This is a genomic window from Paenibacillus sp. KS1 (genome assembly GCF_001680695.1).
Classification (GTDB): domain Bacteria; phylum Bacillota; class Bacilli; order Paenibacillales; family Paenibacillaceae; genus Paenibacillus_B; species Paenibacillus_B suaedae.
On the sequence record NZ_MAIS01000006.1, the window covers coordinates 44,327 to 61,689 of the forward strand.

Annotated in this window: 14 protein-coding genes; 5 read left to right on the top strand and 9 right to left on the bottom strand. The window is 46.6% G+C overall.

Annotated features, from left to right (window positions below; all coding sequences use genetic code 11):
• Positions 1-214: 214 nt before the first annotated feature.
• The 4 genes from BBG47_RS03640 to BBG47_RS03655 form a co-directional block, all read right to left on the bottom strand.
• Positions 215-1,051, bottom strand: a complete 837-nt coding sequence (locus BBG47_RS03640) for a phosphoenolpyruvate hydrolase family protein (RefSeq protein ID WP_021255131.1) — start codon at positions 1,049-1,051, stop codon at positions 215-217.
• Positions 1,048-2,292 carry a Tm-1-like ATP-binding domain-containing protein gene (locus BBG47_RS03645; protein ID WP_065290558.1) on the bottom strand — a complete coding sequence of 415 codons (1,245 nt, stop codon included), beginning with the start codon at positions 2,290-2,292 and terminating at the stop codon, positions 1,048-1,050. The genes BBG47_RS03640 and BBG47_RS03645 overlap by 4 nt, the downstream gene beginning before the upstream one ends.
• Positions 2,293-2,414: 122 nt before the next feature.
• Positions 2,415-3,614, bottom strand: a complete 1,200-nt coding sequence (locus tag BBG47_RS03650) for a phosphoenolpyruvate hydrolase family protein (protein ID WP_083189063.1) — start codon at positions 3,612-3,614, stop codon at positions 2,415-2,417.
• Between the two features lie 184 nt (positions 3,615-3,798).
• Positions 3,799-4,023 carry a hypothetical protein gene (locus BBG47_RS03655; RefSeq protein WP_065290560.1) on the bottom strand — a complete coding sequence of 75 codons (225 nt, stop codon included), beginning with the start codon at positions 4,021-4,023 and terminating at the stop codon, positions 3,799-3,801.
• A 272-nt stretch (positions 4,024-4,295) separates the two neighbouring features.
• On the opposite strand from BBG47_RS03655, the gene BBG47_RS03660 reads away from it, so the two are divergent.
• Positions 4,296-4,811 (top strand): DUF1572 family protein, encoded by a 516-nt coding sequence (locus tag BBG47_RS03660; RefSeq protein WP_065290561.1) that lies wholly within the window; start codon positions 4,296-4,298, stop codon positions 4,809-4,811.
• 26 nt (positions 4,812-4,837) lie between these two features.
• On the opposite strand, the gene BBG47_RS03665 is transcribed toward BBG47_RS03660, so the two are convergent.
• The 5 genes from BBG47_RS03665 to BBG47_RS03685 form a co-directional block, all read right to left on the bottom strand.
• Positions 4,838-5,974 (bottom strand): HAMP domain-containing sensor histidine kinase, encoded by a 1,137-nt coding sequence (locus BBG47_RS03665; RefSeq protein WP_065290562.1) that lies wholly within the window; start codon positions 5,972-5,974, stop codon positions 4,838-4,840.
• A complete protein-coding gene (locus BBG47_RS03670) occupies positions 5,971-6,645 on the bottom strand; it encodes a response regulator transcription factor (protein ID WP_065290563.1) in 675 nt (224 codons plus the stop codon). The genes BBG47_RS03665 and BBG47_RS03670 overlap by 4 nt, the downstream gene beginning before the upstream one ends.
• Positions 6,646-6,672: 27 nt before the next feature.
• A complete protein-coding gene (locus BBG47_RS03675) occupies positions 6,673-8,448 on the bottom strand; it encodes an ABC transporter ATP-binding protein (protein ID WP_065290564.1) in 1,776 nt (591 codons plus the stop codon).
• Positions 8,449-8,637: 189 nt separating this feature from the next.
• Positions 8,638-10,092 (bottom strand): lytic polysaccharide monooxygenase, encoded by a 1,455-nt coding sequence (locus BBG47_RS03680; RefSeq protein WP_094183123.1) that lies wholly within the window; start codon positions 10,090-10,092, stop codon positions 8,638-8,640.
• A gap of 420 nt (positions 10,093-10,512) precedes the next feature.
• Entirely contained in the window at positions 10,513-12,849 is a 2,337-nt protein-coding gene (locus BBG47_RS03685) for an EAL domain-containing protein (RefSeq protein ID WP_254659735.1), read from the bottom strand.
• Positions 12,850-13,264: 415 nt separating this feature from the next.
• On the opposite strand from BBG47_RS03685, the gene BBG47_RS03690 reads away from it, so the two are divergent.
• The 4 genes from BBG47_RS03690 to BBG47_RS03705 all read left to right on the top strand — a co-directional run bounded on the left by BBG47_RS03690 (position 13,265) and on the right by BBG47_RS03705 (position 17,362).
• Positions 13,265-13,945 carry a response regulator transcription factor gene (locus BBG47_RS03690; protein ID WP_065290566.1) on the top strand — a complete coding sequence of 227 codons (681 nt, stop codon included), beginning with the start codon at positions 13,265-13,267 and terminating at the stop codon, positions 13,943-13,945.
• A gap of 36 nt (positions 13,946-13,981) precedes the next feature.
• Complete coding sequence (locus tag BBG47_RS03695) at positions 13,982-15,424, top strand: sensor histidine kinase (protein ID WP_065290567.1); 1,443 nt, start codon at positions 13,982-13,984, stop codon at positions 15,422-15,424.
• 73 nt (positions 15,425-15,497) lie between these two features.
• Entirely contained in the window at positions 15,498-16,322 is an 825-nt protein-coding gene (locus BBG47_RS03700) for a DUF3919 family protein (protein WP_065290568.1), read from the top strand.
• Positions 16,313-17,362, top strand: a complete 1,050-nt coding sequence (locus tag BBG47_RS03705; protein ID WP_397376515.1) for an ABC transporter substrate-binding protein — start codon at positions 16,313-16,315, stop codon at positions 17,360-17,362. The genes BBG47_RS03700 and BBG47_RS03705 overlap by 10 nt, the downstream gene beginning before the upstream one ends.
• Position 17,363 lies beyond the last annotated feature (1 nt).

Consider the following 17,363-nt stretch of genomic DNA (forward strand, 5'->3'; position numbering starts at 1 on the left):
CCAAGCCTGTAGCGGACTTTCACCGCCTAGTTATCGCCCATGCCGGGCGCACCATAACGAAGGGGCTTGCCGCATAAGCGCAGCAAGCCCCTTTGCATATGCAAAATGATGCACATGTGCTGTATATTCAAATTCAAACATCTTCATGCGAAAATGAGACCTGCAAACCACAACGAACGATGTGAGAGCCTCACTCCCCCGCTATGCTAATGTTCTATTGCTGCTTCAACTTCACATTCTTGAATGCTTCGGCTTGCTGTCTGATTCCAACTTCTGCAGCAAAGCGCTCGATACTCGATGCCCCGAAGAATCCATCGATGCCTGTTGTATGTTCGAAGATATATTGCGCATCCTCCGGATCAGCGATCGGGCCTCCGTGGCAGATAACGAGTATATCTGGATTAACCGATCGACCTGCGTCGGCAATTGCCTGCACTCTCTTCGCGCAATCATCAAGCGTCAATGCTGTCTTCGCTCCGATGGTACCCTTCGTCGTCAGGCCCATATGCGCAACCAGAATGTCAGCCCCTGCCTTCGCCATCTTAATCGCCTGTTCTTCATCGAATACGTATGGCGTCGTCAGCATGCCGAGCTCATGTGCTTGGCGAATCATATCTACCTCTAGGTCATAGCCCATGCCTGTTTCCTCTAAGTTCGCTCTAAATACCCCGTCAATCAGTCCAACTGTCGGGAAGTTCTGCACACCCGCGAAGCCCTGTTCCTTCAATTGCTTCAGGAACACTTCCATGATGCGAAACGGATCCGTCCCGCACACACCCGCAAGTACCGGCGTATTCTTCACGACAGGCAGCACCTCAGCGCCCATGTCGACTACGATTTGGTTAGCATCGCCATAAGGGAGCAGTCCTGCAAGTGAGCCGCGTCCCGCCATTCTATATCTGCCTGAGTTATAAATGATGATTAAGTCAACGCCGCCCGCTTCTCCACTCTTAGCGGAAATCCCCGTACCTGCCCCAGCTCCGAGTATCATTTCACCATTGGCAACTTGTTGCTTCAATTTATTGATGATATCTTGGCGTGATTGTTTCATTGTATTTCCTCCTTGATGTAAGTTTCGCTGCTGCTGTGCTTCATCAGCTCAATGAGCTTCTGAGCTGCTGCGATTGCGAACTGTTCGTCATTGATGTCTGCATTCATTTCAATAAGCTCTACAGCTTCCTTATTGATCCGCGTACGAAGTGTATCGAATAAAGCCTTATCCTCTTCCATCCCGTAGAATGGCTGTCCTTCTACATCCAGTGCGGATACCCCCTTCAACGGCAGCATCAGCACTGTCGGTGAAGTTGCTTGATTCAGCTTATCGGCAATGATCTTACCGAGCTCTATATTCTCTTCAACCGTGGTTCGCATCAGCGTTACGGTCGGATTATGCTTATAGAAATTACGATTTTGGAACTGCTCCGGCACGGAATCGAATGGCCCGAAGTTCACCATATCCAGCGCCCCCGTCGATACGACCTGAGGCACTTGAGCTCGTACTGCGGCCTCCAGCCGATGCGGCCCAGCATTCAGCACACCGCCGACCAGTTCGTCGCACCATTCTGTTGTTGTCAAATCCAGAACACCATCGAAATAGTGGGATTCAATCAAGCGTTCCATCGTCTTCCCACCTGCACCTGTCGCATGGAAGACAACAACCTCATATCCATGCTTCTCCAAGTACTCTCTCGCATGATTGACGCAAGGGGTTGTCACACCGAACATCGTGGCTGCAATTAGCGGCTTCTTCTCTACCGTCACCTCTACTTCTTCCTTCACCATACCAGCAATCGCAAGTGCGGCATTCGTAAAGATGCGTATCGAGATCGAGTTCAAGCCCGACACATCGACGATCGATGGATACATCATAATATCGCTTGTGCCTACGTATTGCGCTACGTTGCCAGAAGCAACCGTCGATACCATGATCTTCGGCACCCCAATTGGCAGCGCTCTCATTCCTGGCGTTACAATAGAAGTACCACCGGAACCGCCGAAGGAGAGGATGCCATCGAACTTCCCTTCCGAATACAACCTTGGAATCAGCTTCTCCATTCCTTGGGCCAACACTTCGGTTGCTAAGGCGCGATCCCTCCTGGAGGCAATTTCATAAATATCCGCCTGCACCTCTCTAGCCACTTCCTCGTTCGATACATCGGGAACGAACATCGGATCAAATACTCCACTATGAATCGTAAGCGTGTTCAATCCAAGCCCTTCTAGAATTTCCTTTACATACAAAAACTCTTCTCCTTTGGAATCGAACGTACCGACTATCGCCACTGTTTTCAATATAACAACCTCCTTATGAAGTGGAAGTATATGAAGTACTGATCTATATGAACTACCTAAGCCGGCTTACAATTCAAGTATAGGGCGATTCCGATTCTGATTCATGTATATTTGTACGATGTTCATGTGTTTTTGTATTGTCGTTGATATTCTCTTGGAGACAATCCCGTTGTCTTTTTGAACATTTTGCTGAAGTGCGCATAATCGTTATAGCCAACCAAGCCGGATAGCTCCGACAAATCTAAATGACGCTGCTTCATCAACTCGATTGACTTATTGATTCGGAATCTAGTCAAGTATTCTGGAAATGTACATCCCACCTCTTGCTTGAATAAATAACTCAGATGGGTTCTAGACAGATGTGCAACTTGGGCCAGCTCTGCAAACGAAATATCATGCATGTAGTTCGCCTCAACGTATTCCTTCACGAACTGCACATAATCGTAATGCTTCGTCACCCCTTCGAGCATTTTGTGAAGCAGCTTGTCTTGCTCCGTTACCCCAACTTCCTTGAAATCAATCGCAGTCTTCGTAATCGCCGCCTCTGAAGGAATTCGCTCAAATGATGAGCCGCCCAAATACCCGACTGCACTCGTATTGTCATACATATATTTCACATCAGCCGGCGTATTGACTGGACCGCCATAGATCATTTTGATCACATTCGGATTGATTTTATCACTCACTTGGAAAATCTGCGCCGCCAAGTCTGCGGCTGCCTTCAAAGAGAGCACCTTCGCCGCACCTAATACGCCGCCCTTCGTAAATCCTAAGTGAGCACAGATAACATCTGCACCGGCTGCTGCCATCAGGTGTGCCTGTTCCCGGTTGAACACGAACGCAATCGTGAACATGCCCATCCCACTTGCGATACGGATCGCTTCCACTTCCGACTCGAAGCTGATACCCGCTTCTTCTAGCGCCTCGCCGAATTGTCCACCAATCAGTCCAACGGTAGGGTAATTGTTGATTCCCGAGAATCCTTTATTCTGAATTTCTTGAATGTACGCCTCCAACTGAATTGTCGGATCTGTTGCGCATAACCCGAACATCACCGGTACCTCTCTAACGAGCGGTACAATTTCCTTCGAGCCAAATTCCATGACGAGCTCATTGCAGTTCCCAAATGGGAGCAGTCCCCCTAGAGAGCTTAAGCCCATCTGTCTGAAGCGCCCCGAATTCAATGCCAAAATGAAATCGGCGCCGCCCTTTACTGCATATTTAGTCGAAATCCCTGCACCGGCTGCTACGCCAATAATGTGCCCATTTGATTTCAATTGGGCATGCAATCTATTCCAAATCGTCTCTCGATCAAAGTACACGTTCACACACCTTCTTTTCACTGCCGTTGTTTCTGCCGCTGGGTAATTGCATCGCTTCTATTGTGTTGTGAATATCATAACATTCTCTGATTTGCCGGTCGAATGTCTATAAATGAATAGCTGCAACTCGTGCAACATGCAAAAAAGCAGCTTGGTGAAAAATCTCCAAGCTGCTGCCTACATACTATTGTATTCTCCTCATAGCTCGACGCTGCGCAAGCAGGCCGATAAGCACTGCCGTATTACCAACTGCAAAAAAGAGCGACAACATTACTGCGAACATGGCCGCTGGCATGAAATTAGAGTCCTTACTCCCCTTCAATTGGATCAGAAATACGATGCCGGCTATACAGCACACGATACAACAAATCAATAAGGCGCACAGGCGTCGCTTTATTCGTCGATCCATCTACATATCCTCCACCACATCATTTTCGTCTCATTCAAACCCTTCATTGATCCACTATCACGAATGATTCCCATTTTCGTACAACTGTACGATAAGCTTCGCTTTCGTCTCTTCTGTTATACAAAATTTGCTCATTGCCATTGCCCACAGTTCATATTCATTGCATAATACGAAGTATCATTTCCAGCAAGAGGAAATTGCTATGCCACTCATTATATCGTGTTGATCCGTAGCCGTATAGTAACGATGTTCATTCGAGGAGGAGGATTCGTATGGTGTTGCAAGCGGAAAGCCAGATCGCCCAGCATTATTTGCATGTCGTCAATAAGAGATTCGTAGAATTGAAGAAGATGGGTGAGCGAGCGTTTGAACAATTAGAGGACGGAGAGTGGAACTGGTCTTACAATGTGGACTCGAACAGCATCGCGGTCATCGTAAAGCATATGAGCGGCAATATGATCTCACGCTGGACCGACTTCCTCAATACAGACGGCGAGAAGGACGATCGCAATCGAGATGGAGAATTCGAGGACAGCATTACGAGTCGTGAGATGCTCCTTGATGTGTGGAACCAGGGATGGAAGGTGTTTCTGGACACCCTTCAATCGCTAACCGTCGACGATCTTACCAAGACGGTGACGATCCGACAGCAGCCACACACTGTCATGGAGGCCATCGAGCGCCAGATGTCTCATTACGCCTATCATGTCGGCCAAATTGTGTACGCTGCCAAGCAATTGAAGTCCGAGGAATGGAGCACCTTATCCATTCCAAGAAAGAAAAACTAAATCTACTAAAAAAAGCGCCGCTCACGCTACTTGCGTAAACCGGCGCTTCCTGCTTCTAAGATAGATGATTCTGCCGCATTTGGGTCTAAGGGAAGCTTCACACAGAAGGATGACCCTTCTCCCTTCCTACTTGACACTTGGATATCTCCGGAGTGAAGCTGGACGATCTTCTGCACAATCGACAGCCCCAGCCCATTACCAGCGATGGTACGATTGCGAGACACATCTGCCTTGAAGAACCGCTCAAATAAATGCGGAATATGCTCCTCATCAATCCCAATCCCACTATCGCTAATGCACACTTCAACCGTTCCATTAGACATGCGCGCCTCGATATGAATAGCCCCACCTTCAGGCGTGAACTTAATCGCATTATGCACAAGGTTCATCCATACTTGACTCAGCATCTCTTCATCCGCTGTAATCTCCATTTTATCTACATTCAAATCTAATTCGATACGCTTCTCCAGCCATTGGGGTTCGCTGATCAACGCGATATTACGAAGCTGCTGATCCAATCGATAGCGCTTCATTTCCATCGGATGGTGCTCCGATTCCAGTGACGTTAATTTGAGCAAATTCTCGCTAAGCTTGGATAGTCTCATCGTCTCCATTTCAATGATTTGAAGATAATTTAGACGCTCTTCTTCGCTCAGTTCCTCACTCTGTAAGGCACGTGCGAATCCGCGAATCGAGGTCAATGGTGACTGAATCTCGTGCGAGACATTCGATATGAACTCCTGCCGCATCTGTTCCATTTCTCCTAAGCTGTCTGCCATTTGATGAATTCCCTCCACGAGGGATCCATATTCATCTCGGAAGTCCTCATTCATCGGAATACTAATATTAAAATCTCCTTGGGAAATTTTCTTCAGCGCATCCAGAATGGTTTGATAGAACTTGATATGCTTGGTGCGGACAAATGGAAACATGATTGCAATTACCATGATGAAAAACAACAGACCCATCACACACAATACGAGAAAAGCCCAATAACTGTCAGGGTTCCATCCGAACCAATTCATCACATAAGGATTGACCAAATACGATAGTGACCAGGATGCCAGAATGATAAGTAATATGGTTGCGATTCCTGTTATGAATTTTACAACTCGGCCAGTCTTCGTCGCCTTAAAGGCTGTATACCGTTCACGAAGCGTCATTCGAGCACCTCTAGCCTATAGCCAAGCCCGCGAATCGTCTTGATCTTGAACCCATGTTCAGTCTCAGGGAACCTCTCCCGCAAGCGATTAATATGCACGTCAACTGTCCGCTCATTACCCTCGTAGTCATACCCCCATATATCCTCTATCAATTGTTCCCTGGAAAAGGTTTTACCTGGATATCCGCCCAGCTTGAATAATAGTTCGAATTCCTTCAAAGGCAATGAAAACGTCGCATCGCTAGTGGTTACTTCGAATGTATGCTGGTTCATGACGATACGTCCGAACTGAGCGATTTTTGATGTAGCGATCTGGTACCGCTTGAGCAGCGCTCTGACGCGAACGACAAGCTCCATCGGATCGAAAGGCTTCACTAGATAATCGTCTGTTCCAAGGTTGAACCCTTTGACCTTCTGTGATGTCTCGCCCTTAGCGGTTAGCATAAGGAGCGGGATATCATACAGCGCCCTTAATTCACGGCACAATTCCCACCCATCCATGTTCGGCATCATAATATCGAGCACAACCAAGTCAGCCTTATTGCTCTCCATTTGGGTAAGAGCTTCAACTCCATCAGGGGCTTCAATGGTCTTGAAGCCCTCCTTCTGCAAAAATACGGTGACTAGCTTGCGAATATGTGGATCATCGTCAACGACGAGTATGGTTGCCATCTACTCATTACCGCCCCTTTCTTCCTACTAGCAAGCCTCCTCCGATTCATCCAGAATGCGGAGCTGCTGTGCAGCGAATTCACGGTACATTTCGTGCGTCTCGAACAATGTCGCATGGGTGCCGCAGCCTGTTAGCTGGCCCTTCTCAACAAACAGGATTTGATCCGCATCTACAACGGTAGACAATCGATGTGCAATCACGAGCGTGGTACGGCCTTGCATCAGATTGTTCAATGCCTTCTGTACAACAATTTCCGATTTGCTGTCCAGCGCGGATGTCGCCTCATCCAGCATCAAGATACGCGGGTTGCGCAGCAGTGCCCGTGCAATTGCGATGCGCTGCCGCTGTCCGCCAAACAGCTTAAGTCCCCCCTCACCTACAGGGGTCTCATACCCATCGGCAAGCTCCTGGATGAAGCCGTCTGCATATGCCATTTGTGCGGCACGTTCCAGTTCTTCGTTCGTCACTTCACGATTCATACCATAGCAGATGTTCTCGCGAATCGTTCCATCGATAAGCGGACTTTCCTGCGACACATAACCGATCTGAGTCCGCCAAGACTGGAGAGAGAACTCGTTAATATCCACCTCTCCAAGCTTAATTGCACCTGAGGTTGGCAAATAGAAGCGTTCGAACAGCGAGAACAGTGTGGTCTTCCCACCGCCGCTTGGACCTACGATTGCCGTCACTTTTCCAGCAGGAATCGTGAAGCTTACATCCTCTAGTATAGGCTCACCGTGAGCATAAGCAAAGTGGACATTCTCCACTTGTATCGGTTGATCGGCTTGTTCCACCTGCTTGCCATGTACATGATCTTCCTCTGCTGCATCGAAGATGGAGATCATATGATCCGTTGCTCCAATTGCCTTCTGCAGCTGCGTAAAGAACATCGATAGCTGACTCATCGGCATCACGATCTGGATCAGATACAAAATGAAGGCAACCAACTCACCCGCAGACAACACGCCTGAGGATACCCGCATTCCACCATATCCGATGATAACAACAAGCAAGACCATTAATACAAAGGACATGATCGGAGCGATCAACGCCTGAACGACACCCTCTTTAATGCCGAAACGAAGCAAGTTATTGATGCCCTTGCGTCCGTTCTCATATTCTCTGGACTCTGCATTCGATGCTTTCACGAGACGAATCTCGGACAGGACTTGGCTTAATACAGCAGTGAAGGACGCTGTCTCATCCTGCAAGCCTTTTGATATTTTGAACATTTGTTTCCCAAGCGGGAGTAAAACCAGTGCTGCGAGTGGAATGACAACCAGCATAATGACCGTCATCTGCCAGTCCAAGTACAGCAATACGATAAATGAACCGATCACGGAAACGATTCCCGTGAAGAAGCTTGATAAATGCTCGGTAATGAACCCTTTCACAATCCCGGTATCATTCGTAATTCGACTTACCGTCTCACCAGTCTTGTTCTCATCATAATACGATACGGGCAATATCAGGAGCTTCCTCCACAATCGATCCCGCAAACCTGCAACAACCCGTTGGCCGATAAGATTCAGCATGTATATCGATAAACCGGAAGCAACCGTCTGAATAATGAAAGCTGCGGCCAGCGCCACAATCTGCATCGAATCCAGCTTCGACAGGGAGAAGTTGTCTACCATCCCCTTCGTAAACATCGGTATTACCAGTGAGACTGCAGTTGAACCAATACTCATCAGCAATGCAATAAATAGCATCAATTTCGATGGCTTTGTCTCATTTATGACGCGTAAAAATTGCCGCCAATTTCCGAATGACCCTTTCGGTCCTTCTATTTCTCTATCCATTGATCCCCAGCTCCTTATATATTATCCACTTGTGAAGTTGAGTCCATCATAATCAATGAATTTAAACGGAATGTAAACAGAAGCGACATCCATGCAAAAAGCCGTCCCATAACGAGAGAGGATGGAGTGTAAATTCTCCGGCTTCTTTCGTTCGAGAACGGCTTTTTCGGGTTGTATTCAACTATGCTTTTATTTTACAAGCTTCCACACATCTGTTTTTCCTGGCGTCTCGCCTTTTGTCCACCACTTCGCTTGGTACGTGGCGCCTTCATATGTCACCTTAGCTTGTCCATCATAGGCGGTTGAAGAATTCCACTCTTGTGCCACATCGCTCAGCAGCTTCCATACATCAGAAGAGCCTGGCTTATCGCCTTGCGTCCACCATTTTGCTTCATAATCCAGACCTTGATAAGTGACGCGATCGCCGCTTACATATACTTTCGTGCTGTCCCAGGTCGTCGATGTCTGCTCATCCGACTTCGTAGTCACTTGAACCGCATTGCTCGCCGCAGATCGGTTGCCCGCTTCATCTACAGCCACTACAGTGTAAGTATACGTCGTGCCAGACTTCAGCCCTTGATCCATGAAGGATGGCTCTACTGCTGTACCGACAAACGTACCATTGCGGAAAACTTCGTATTGGGCCACCCCAACATTGTCCTTGGATGCATCCCATACGAGATGAACACCTGAAGTCATCGTATGAGGCGCTCTTACGTTCGTCGGAACGGATGGAGCTTCTGTATCCACAACAGCCGCCTTCGTTGTCACAGTAAGCGGGCTGCTTGCCGCTGAGCGATTGTTGGCCCCGTCAACTGCGACTACGGTATACTCATACGAAGTGGAAGCAGTTAACCCTTTATCTACATAGGATGGAGTCACGGATGTGCCAACAAGTTTGCCATCACGGTAAATTTCATACTGCTTAATGCCGTTTGAAGCATTTGATGCTGCCCAGCCAAGCTCAATACTTGCAGCCGTTTGGATTTTCGATTCGAGATTAGATGGAACCGTTGGAGGCTGAACCTCGCCATTGTTCACCAAGTTCACATCCACGACCTGATAGAATGCATTGCCTGTGTCCGCAATTTCCCAGACACCCAATATAATATGATAACCACTGCGGTCTGTTGGAATGGTTACCTCATGAGATACTTTGGTCTGTGGCTTTTTACCGCCATCTTGGAACGTTGCGAACAATTCCAAGTCCGAGCGTTTCAACGGCTCGTTTGGATTCCAGCCTTTTTTCGTAATATAGTATTTCCATTCCTTCGTGCTGTGCGGAGCAGTTAGATGCCAAGACATCGTGTTTTTGCCGCCATGCAGGGTAACCTTCGTCCATCGATCTGCCGATTGCTCGAACAGCTCGGGGAAGATCCCACCGCCTGTAATTTCTCCGTCCTTCGGACCGCCTACTGGGAAATTGCCTTTTGCTTCTACACTCTGCGGCTCATATTGGATAGAACCGCAGTTTTTATTTTCCCCTTGCTTGCACAGCAGCGCCCGGCTTGTCGGCCCTTCCATATAACCATGTGCATACGCTGTACCAGCATAACCGCCTGCTGCTGCGGCACCTAATACAACTATCCCGCATGAAAGGATAAGCGTTTTAACATTTGTGCTCCATTCGCTTCTCTTCGTCATTCGTACTGTCTCCTTCCGTGTCATCACGTCACTTATAGGTGAAAATGTACAGGACAATATGAGCATACATTCATTAGTTGTCCCGACCACATCTTACCCATAACTTCACGCTCTGCAAAGGTTCCACATACCTAAAGACACGCTTTCGAACCAGCACTATGGGTGGGAATACAAATTCATGAAAAAAGAACCATTATTGTGACTTAAGTCACCAGGATTCAAGCCCATTAATTGCCAAAATTAGAAAACAGAATATTATTATTCAGATTACCGGAAATTTGGCACGATTCTTCTTCATTGAAAAATAATCAAAAAATGCTATTAAAGTTAAAGCATTATAATTCATTGTGACTATGAAGACACCAATTTCATATGTCTTCATAATCATTTATTAAACCGAAAATTATTCTACATTTATCTTCATACCGTATCTTCATTTCGCAGCGGTACAAAAAAGGAACTCTCTACATCTGCTGCAGGCAGTGGCTTACTGAAGTAATAGCCTTGAATTTCACGACATTCCTTCTCAGTCAGAATATCCAGCTGCTCCTTCGTCTCAATTCCTTCTGCAATAACATTCAGCTTCAAATGCTTCGCCATGGAAATAATGGTCGCAACGATCGCTTTATCATTCTCGCTGCTGGATATATCCGTAATGAAGGATCTATCAATCTTCAGCTTATGTATCGGGAACGTCTTCAAGTAGCTGAGAGAACTATATCCTGTACCGAAGTCATCCAAGCTAATGCGAATGCCAAGCTTATTGAGTTCATGCAGAATGGTCGTGGATATCCCCGCATCCATCATCATGCTCTCCGTGATTTCGAGTTCCAAATATTGCGAGGGCAGACCTGTTTCGTGCAGTACCAGCTTCACTTGCTCGGTGAGATTCGAATGGTGGAACTGCTGTGTTGACAGGTTGACAGATACAGGAATAAGCGGACCTCCCGCATCATGCCATTCCTTCATCTGACGGCATGCCTCCCGAATGACCCAATTGCCGATTTCACTAATCATTCCTGTCTCTTCGGCTAATGGAATGAAGGCCCCTGGCATTAACAGGCCTCGCGTCGGATGGTTCCATCTCACGAGCGCTTCGACGCCGATCATTTTGTTCTCTTCCGTACTGATTTGAGGCTGATAATGCAGGACTAGCTCTCCCTTCTGTACTGCCTTGCGCAAGTCGCCTTCCAGCTCGATCTTGCCTAACAGGCCAACATCGAGATCAGAAGTGTAGAATTGATGCCCGTTCTTGCCGTGTTTCTTCACCTCGTACATAGCTGCATCGGCCTTCTTAATCAACTCAACCGGATCTGTGCTGTCCTTCGGATAAATAGCCGTGCCGACACTTGTTGAAATGTAGAAATCATTATCCTTCAGACGGAATGGCTGCCGCATCTCCTCGACGATGCGCGTGGCCAATTTCTCACAATCAGTTCCATCCGGATTCGTACGGCAGAGTACAATGAATTCATCGCCTCCGAGCCGTGAAATCGTTGCTTCATACCCTTCTACGCTGGAGATAATTCGATCGCTTACAGCCTTCAGGAATATATCGCCGTATGTATGTCCAAGCGAGTCATTAATTAACTTGAACCTGTCAATATCCAGTGCCATTACGCCGAAGTATCCACCCTCCCGTTCACAATCCTTGATGAGCTGTGTCAGAATCTCGTTGAACATGCGACGATTCGGCAATCCGGTCAGATCATCATGATAGGCCAGATGCTGGATCTGTTCCTTCGCTTTCTTCTCTTCCGTTATGTCCCGAGCGATAACATGATTGCCTGCCAGTTCACCTTCGATCTCCACCGGTACGATAATTACCTTCAGCTCTAACCGACGCCCATCCTTCGCAATAACTGCCGTATCATAGCTATGTGTTTTGTTTTCAATCGCAATATCGTACAACTTGCGTGCTCTTTCAGTTAAATCATCGGCAACGATCGCTTCAATATTGGATATATTTTGGTTTATGTATTCTTCCGCATGCCCGCCAATCATCCGAATGACCGCAGGATTTATGCTAATGATTTGTCCGTTCGTATCTACGGATATGATTCCATCCACATTGTTCTCATACAATGTCCGATACCAACCAGCATGTTCTTGAATCACAGAATCTTTCTGGGACAGACGTCTGGTAATAAATACGCCGAATAAGGTCATGCCCAGTAACAAGAATGTCGCACAGGCAATAATGTAAGCGAGCACTGCCGGATCGATCAATAAGGCGGATCTCCGATATATGTTCGGATCAATGTAGAAATGAGCTGCAATCATACCTGTATAATGCATGCCTGCAATGCCAGCGCCCATGATCAGCGCACTTCCCAGCTTGTACCATGTTCCGCTTCCTGCTTGATCCTTGCGGAAATAGAACAGAAGCCACAGAGCGATCGCAGAAGCAGTCACCGCGATTGCAATCGACAAAATCACCATTGCTGTATCATAGGTAATCCCAATCATCATCGCATCCATTCCAACATAATGCATGCCAGATATTCCAAGCGCCATCAATATGCCTGATAGGATAAGCTCGCCAATGCCGATCTTCTTCCTCGCTACGGTAAAGAGAGAGATACTTGAGACGAAAATCGCAAGTATTACGGAGATAACTACATAGTCGATGTCGTATGTAACTTTCACCGGCAGCGACATGGATAACATCCCCACAAAATGCATGGACCAGATGCCCAATCCCATTGATGTTGCCCCGCATATTAGCCAGATTAACCTTCTGTTTCCTTTGCTCATACTGATTCTCCCGGCAAGATCCAATGCAGAGTAGGATGCAGTTACAGCAATTAAATAAGAAACGATAACGAGAAACAAATCATATGTCCCATGAATATGATGGACATGCCCCACTTTCAGACACCTTCTTTCCCTTTGTTGATAGGCACTTGCCATCATTTCAAAGCAACCGTATTTATGCGACAATCATACTATATTACTGACAAATTTTAAATATCTTCTAGGCGATAAGATGGTTTTTATAGGGCTAATGAACCATTTAATTTTGTATATTTAGCAAACATTACCACACATGCTTGCATCGCTTATCGTGTACAGTTATGGGTGTGGTTCATTCAGGATCTCTGCAGTGGCCTTTTCCAAGGCTGTTTTTTATAAATAAGCATTATTATTCCTAATCAACGAGGAGAACACGATGAATATTCTAGTTGTCGATGACGAAGAGAGTATCTTGAATCTCATTCGACTTAATTTGGAGATCGAAGGTTACCAAGTACATACCGCCGCTAACGGCCGCGAAGCCAATGAGCAGTGGCAGAAAGAGCATATCGACCTCATTATTCTCGATGTGATGCTGCCTGATACAGACGGCTATCAGCTGCTTCGCGAGTTCCGCGCTAGCAACGCGGATATTCCGATTATCATGCTTACTGCCAAAGGACAAATTAATGACAAGTTGCTCGGACTACAATTAGGAGCAGATGATTACCTTGTCAAGCCCTTCCATAGCACGGAGCTGCTGCTTCGAATTAAAGTTATCGAACGCAGATTGAATAAGCCAATTCAAGTAAATGACAGCAATGGCTGCCTTATTCAATGTGGCCCGTTCCGGGTAGATTCAGAGAAGCGATCCATCCACGTAAATGACAAGGAACTAATATTAACTTATCGTGAATATGATTTGCTTCTGCTGCTCATTTCGAACAAGCAGCGCATATTTACACGTGACGATCTTCTCATGAAAGTGTGGAAGCTCGACTATCCAGAAAATACGAGAGCCGTTGATATTATGATTCAGCGCCTTCGCAAAAAGCTCGGCAATGAAGGTGATCGTATCAAAACCATTTATGGAGTTGGCTATAAAATTGATTGCTGACACAGTTGGCTATGATGATTACAAGGTGGACAACCGATGACTTTACAGAAACGAATCTATTTGGCACTACTCGCCCTTTTCATACCCGTTATGTTGTTTCTTTATATTGTGCTCGACATCTCACTGCAGAATAATATTTATCAATCAGCCGTTCATTCCTTGCAGAAGCTCAGCATCGAGGCCCAGATCTATACGATCAATTATGTGGAACGCGAGCAGCAGGGCGAACCAAAAGAAACGCTTCAAAAAGGAGCAACGCTCATTGCCTCTTATTTGTCCAAACGGATGGGTGTCCGGGTACAGATCATGAATGCACAGCAGCATGTCCTTTCGGATACGGAACGCGGATCGCTGTCTTATGTAAATCAAGATACGGAGCAAGCTTTGCATGGGACCAAGTCCTATATGATTCAAAAAGCTTCTCCTTCGCCGCTGCTCCTGTTCTCGAGTCCTATCTATGTGGATAATCAAGTCATCGGCTTGATTCGTTTTCTTCAACCCTTGGAAGAAGAGGCTCAATTACTGAATCGAATGAATGCGACCTTTGCGATTACATTCCTTCTCATTCTTGCCGTTGCTGTGCTTATTGCGAATCGCTTCGCGAAATCATTAAGCAAGCCTATCGAGCAGTTGCGAGATATGGCGAAGAAGCTGGCAAGCGGCAATTATAGTACACGCATCGAATTAAGCGCCTATGAAGAGATCAGCCAACTCGCCCATTCCTTCCATGCTATGGCCGATGCAATCGAGCTTCATGTACAGCAATTAAGTCGGGAGAAGGACAAGCAGCGTGATTTCCTCGATCGGGTCACCCATGAGTTGAAGACTCCGCTGACTGCAATTATGGGGTACTCAAATTTAATTCCGCGGTTGAAGGACAGTAAGGATGTTGAGACGAGCCTGCGCCATATTTCCGTCGAAAGCGAACGAATGCTTACCCTAGTAGAGGAACTACTGTCTCAGTCGAAATATAGCGACAGCCCATTCTCAGTGTCACCTACCATATGTGATATCGCAACCATTGCAAATGAGGCTGTCTATATTGTTCAGCCACGATTAGATAAATATCAGATTAAGCTTACGAATCAGCTAATCTCCACTATGGTCGTAGCCGACCCGGATAAGACAAAGCAAATCTTGTTGAATCTGCTTGATAATGCAATCAAATATAGCGATGCGTCTGAACTCATCATTCAACAGCGCACCAGTGAGCAGACAGTATCCATTACATTCCAAGATGATGGTATCGGACTTAGTCACTCACTAATTGAGAGATTCAGGATCGCATCAGCAGATGACTCCCTTCGTTGCTCCAGCGAAGGCAACGGGTTCGGTCTGCTCATCTGCAAACAGCTAATGACAAGACAAGGCGGCTCGATGTCTATCCATTCCGAGGAGGGAATCGGAACTATCGTTACGCTGGATTTTCGTTCACCAGCAGCACTTGATTCACATCCGCTGCCGATTTTCACGAAATAATACATTTACGAAACAATTACGAGGCGATTATGAAATGATAGTCGTTTATTCTGTCCAAGGAGAATAATGAAGGATGAACAAGATGTTAAGGAATGCCTTCCTATTTGGAGGTGTCATTCTGGTGCTGATGATCGCCGGCTATTACTTGAATGAACAAGTCTATCAAGAAGTCGGCCTTATCTATGATAAGCATGAAGTACTGCAAAAAGTAAGCGATTCCCTTCCCGTGCAGGCAACTATCTTTCATGGGAAATGGGGAACTCTCCAGGTCAATGACGAGGTAAGTTTGCATGCATTTGTATCCTATGTGGATCGCATTAAGCAGCAGTATGAACCGAAGCAGATAATGACTGCGAGAGATGAAGGACATGCCATGTTCTCCGGACGAATTCGCTATTTGAACGGAAGTGAGCAGACCTTCTCGCTCGAAAATACCTTAACCCTTGGCAAATGGTCTTACGGCCCAGGACATGAGACTCCAATGCTGTCTGCTATGCAGACGCAGCTGTTAAGTCTGTTCTATACGCCAGAACATTATGCGGAATTTATCCGCTCTTCCAAAGAGCTTACCTATCGTATAGATGGTATTCAGGAAAGTCTGCAAGATGATGAAAAGGGTTACTTGGTATCTCAGATAAGTCAGGCATCTGAAATTAAGGATCCGGTAGAGATGAAACAGCTGCTGCTGCTGCGCAAGCAAAAGCCGCTCGCTTATATTACCGCTTTCAAACAGGATAATGAGATGCTGAATGACCGCAACAATCTGCTGCATATGGTCGTATACGCCGATTACGTCGTCATGGAATACATGGGGGATGACAACGGCAATTCAATCTATTTGCGGACAAAATTGGGGTCACTACTTCATGGGAAGAACATAGGGGCACAATCAAAATGACACGATTCCTTTACCTTCTATTATTTATCTGCCTATTCACGCAGGCAGGCTGTACCAAAGATCAAAATACGATCACCGTAGATGAGCAAGGTGTGCCCCAATTAAATGGGCGCCATATCGTTGCATACGTCGCTGCTCGTGAGGAAGTCGGTAGCGCATTGCTATCCTCATTCTGTCAACGAACAGGTTGTACGTATGAGTACATTCGTTTGTCCACAGAAGAAATATTGCGGCGTGTTACACAGGAATCTGCCAAACCGCAAGCGGATCTCGTCATCGGCGGAACGATTGACGCGCATTTGACAATGAAACAGGAGAAGCTCTCCTCCCCTATCCGCAGCTCGAATCTCGCTGCGATTCCTAGCTCCTTCAAGGATGAAGATGGGTATTGGGCAGGATATGAGATTGAACAATTGTCTATTGCTGTCAATCGTGACCGTTGGAATAAGGAATTTGCGCCATTAGGCTTAACGATGCCTAAGAAGTGGGAAGATCTTCTTCTTCCTGCTTACCAAGGGAAGATCGTTATGCCCGATCCGAATTACTCCGGAACGGCATATACATTCCTTTCCTCCTTATACGAGGCATGGGGCGAGCAGAGAACAACGGCCTTTCTCAAGGGTCTTACCCGCAATGTTGGGCTTCTCACAGTGAACGGTTACATGCCAGCTCAATACGTTAGTTCAGGCGAGTATGTAATCGGTATCAATTTCCTCGGAGATCAGCGCAAGCTGCGCGATGCAGGATTCGATCTTGTTAGCAGTGTTCCGAAGGATACGAGCTTATCTGTGAACGGGATCTCTAAAATTCGGAATGCACCTAATGAGACCGCTGCGGACTGGTTCATTAATTACAGCTTGTCCCAAGAGGCAGCAGCTGTTCTGGAACAAGTATCGTTCGGTACTCCTACCGTTCATCAGAACGAACAGGATATTTCGAATTCAGCTGTACTTCCCGTACACAGCTCACTACGCAGACATGAACAGATTTTGAATCAATGGAACAACTTGCGTGCAGACACAAAAGGTCAAGGAGAATGAA

Bases quoted from the DNA above. Each gene is read 5' to 3' on its own strand.
- BBG47_RS03640 (WP_021255131.1), bottom strand. From the start codon at position 1,051: ATGAAACAATCACGCCAAGATATCATCAATAAATTGAAGCAACAAGTT.
- BBG47_RS03655 (WP_065290560.1), bottom strand. From the start codon at position 4,023: ATGGATCGACGAATAAAGCGACGCCTGTGCGCCTTATTGATTTGTTGT.
- BBG47_RS03660 (WP_065290561.1), top strand. From the start codon at position 4,296: ATGGTGTTGCAAGCGGAAAGCCAGATCGCCCAGCATTATTTGCATGTC.
- BBG47_RS03665 (WP_065290562.1), bottom strand. From the start codon at position 5,974: ATGACGCTTCGTGAACGGTATACAGCCTTTAAGGCGACGAAGACTGGC.
- BBG47_RS03670 (WP_065290563.1), bottom strand. From the start codon at position 6,645: ATGGCAACCATACTCGTCGTTGACGATGATCCACATATTCGCAAGCTA.
- BBG47_RS03675 (WP_065290564.1), bottom strand. From the start codon at position 8,448: ATGGATAGAGAAATAGAAGGACCGAAAGGGTCATTCGGAAATTGGCGG.
- BBG47_RS03680 (WP_094183123.1), bottom strand. From the start codon at position 10,092: ATGACGAAGAGAAGCGAATGGAGCACAAATGTTAAAACGCTTATCCTT.
- BBG47_RS03685 (WP_254659735.1), bottom strand. From the start codon at position 12,849: ATGAGCAAAGGAAACAGAAGGTTAATCTGGCTAATATGCGGGGCAACA.
- BBG47_RS03690 (WP_065290566.1), top strand. From the start codon at position 13,265: ATGAATATTCTAGTTGTCGATGACGAAGAGAGTATCTTGAATCTCATT.
- BBG47_RS03695 (WP_065290567.1), top strand. From the start codon at position 13,982: ATGACTTTACAGAAACGAATCTATTTGGCACTACTCGCCCTTTTCATA.
- BBG47_RS03700 (WP_065290568.1), top strand. From the start codon at position 15,498: ATGAACAAGATGTTAAGGAATGCCTTCCTATTTGGAGGTGTCATTCTG.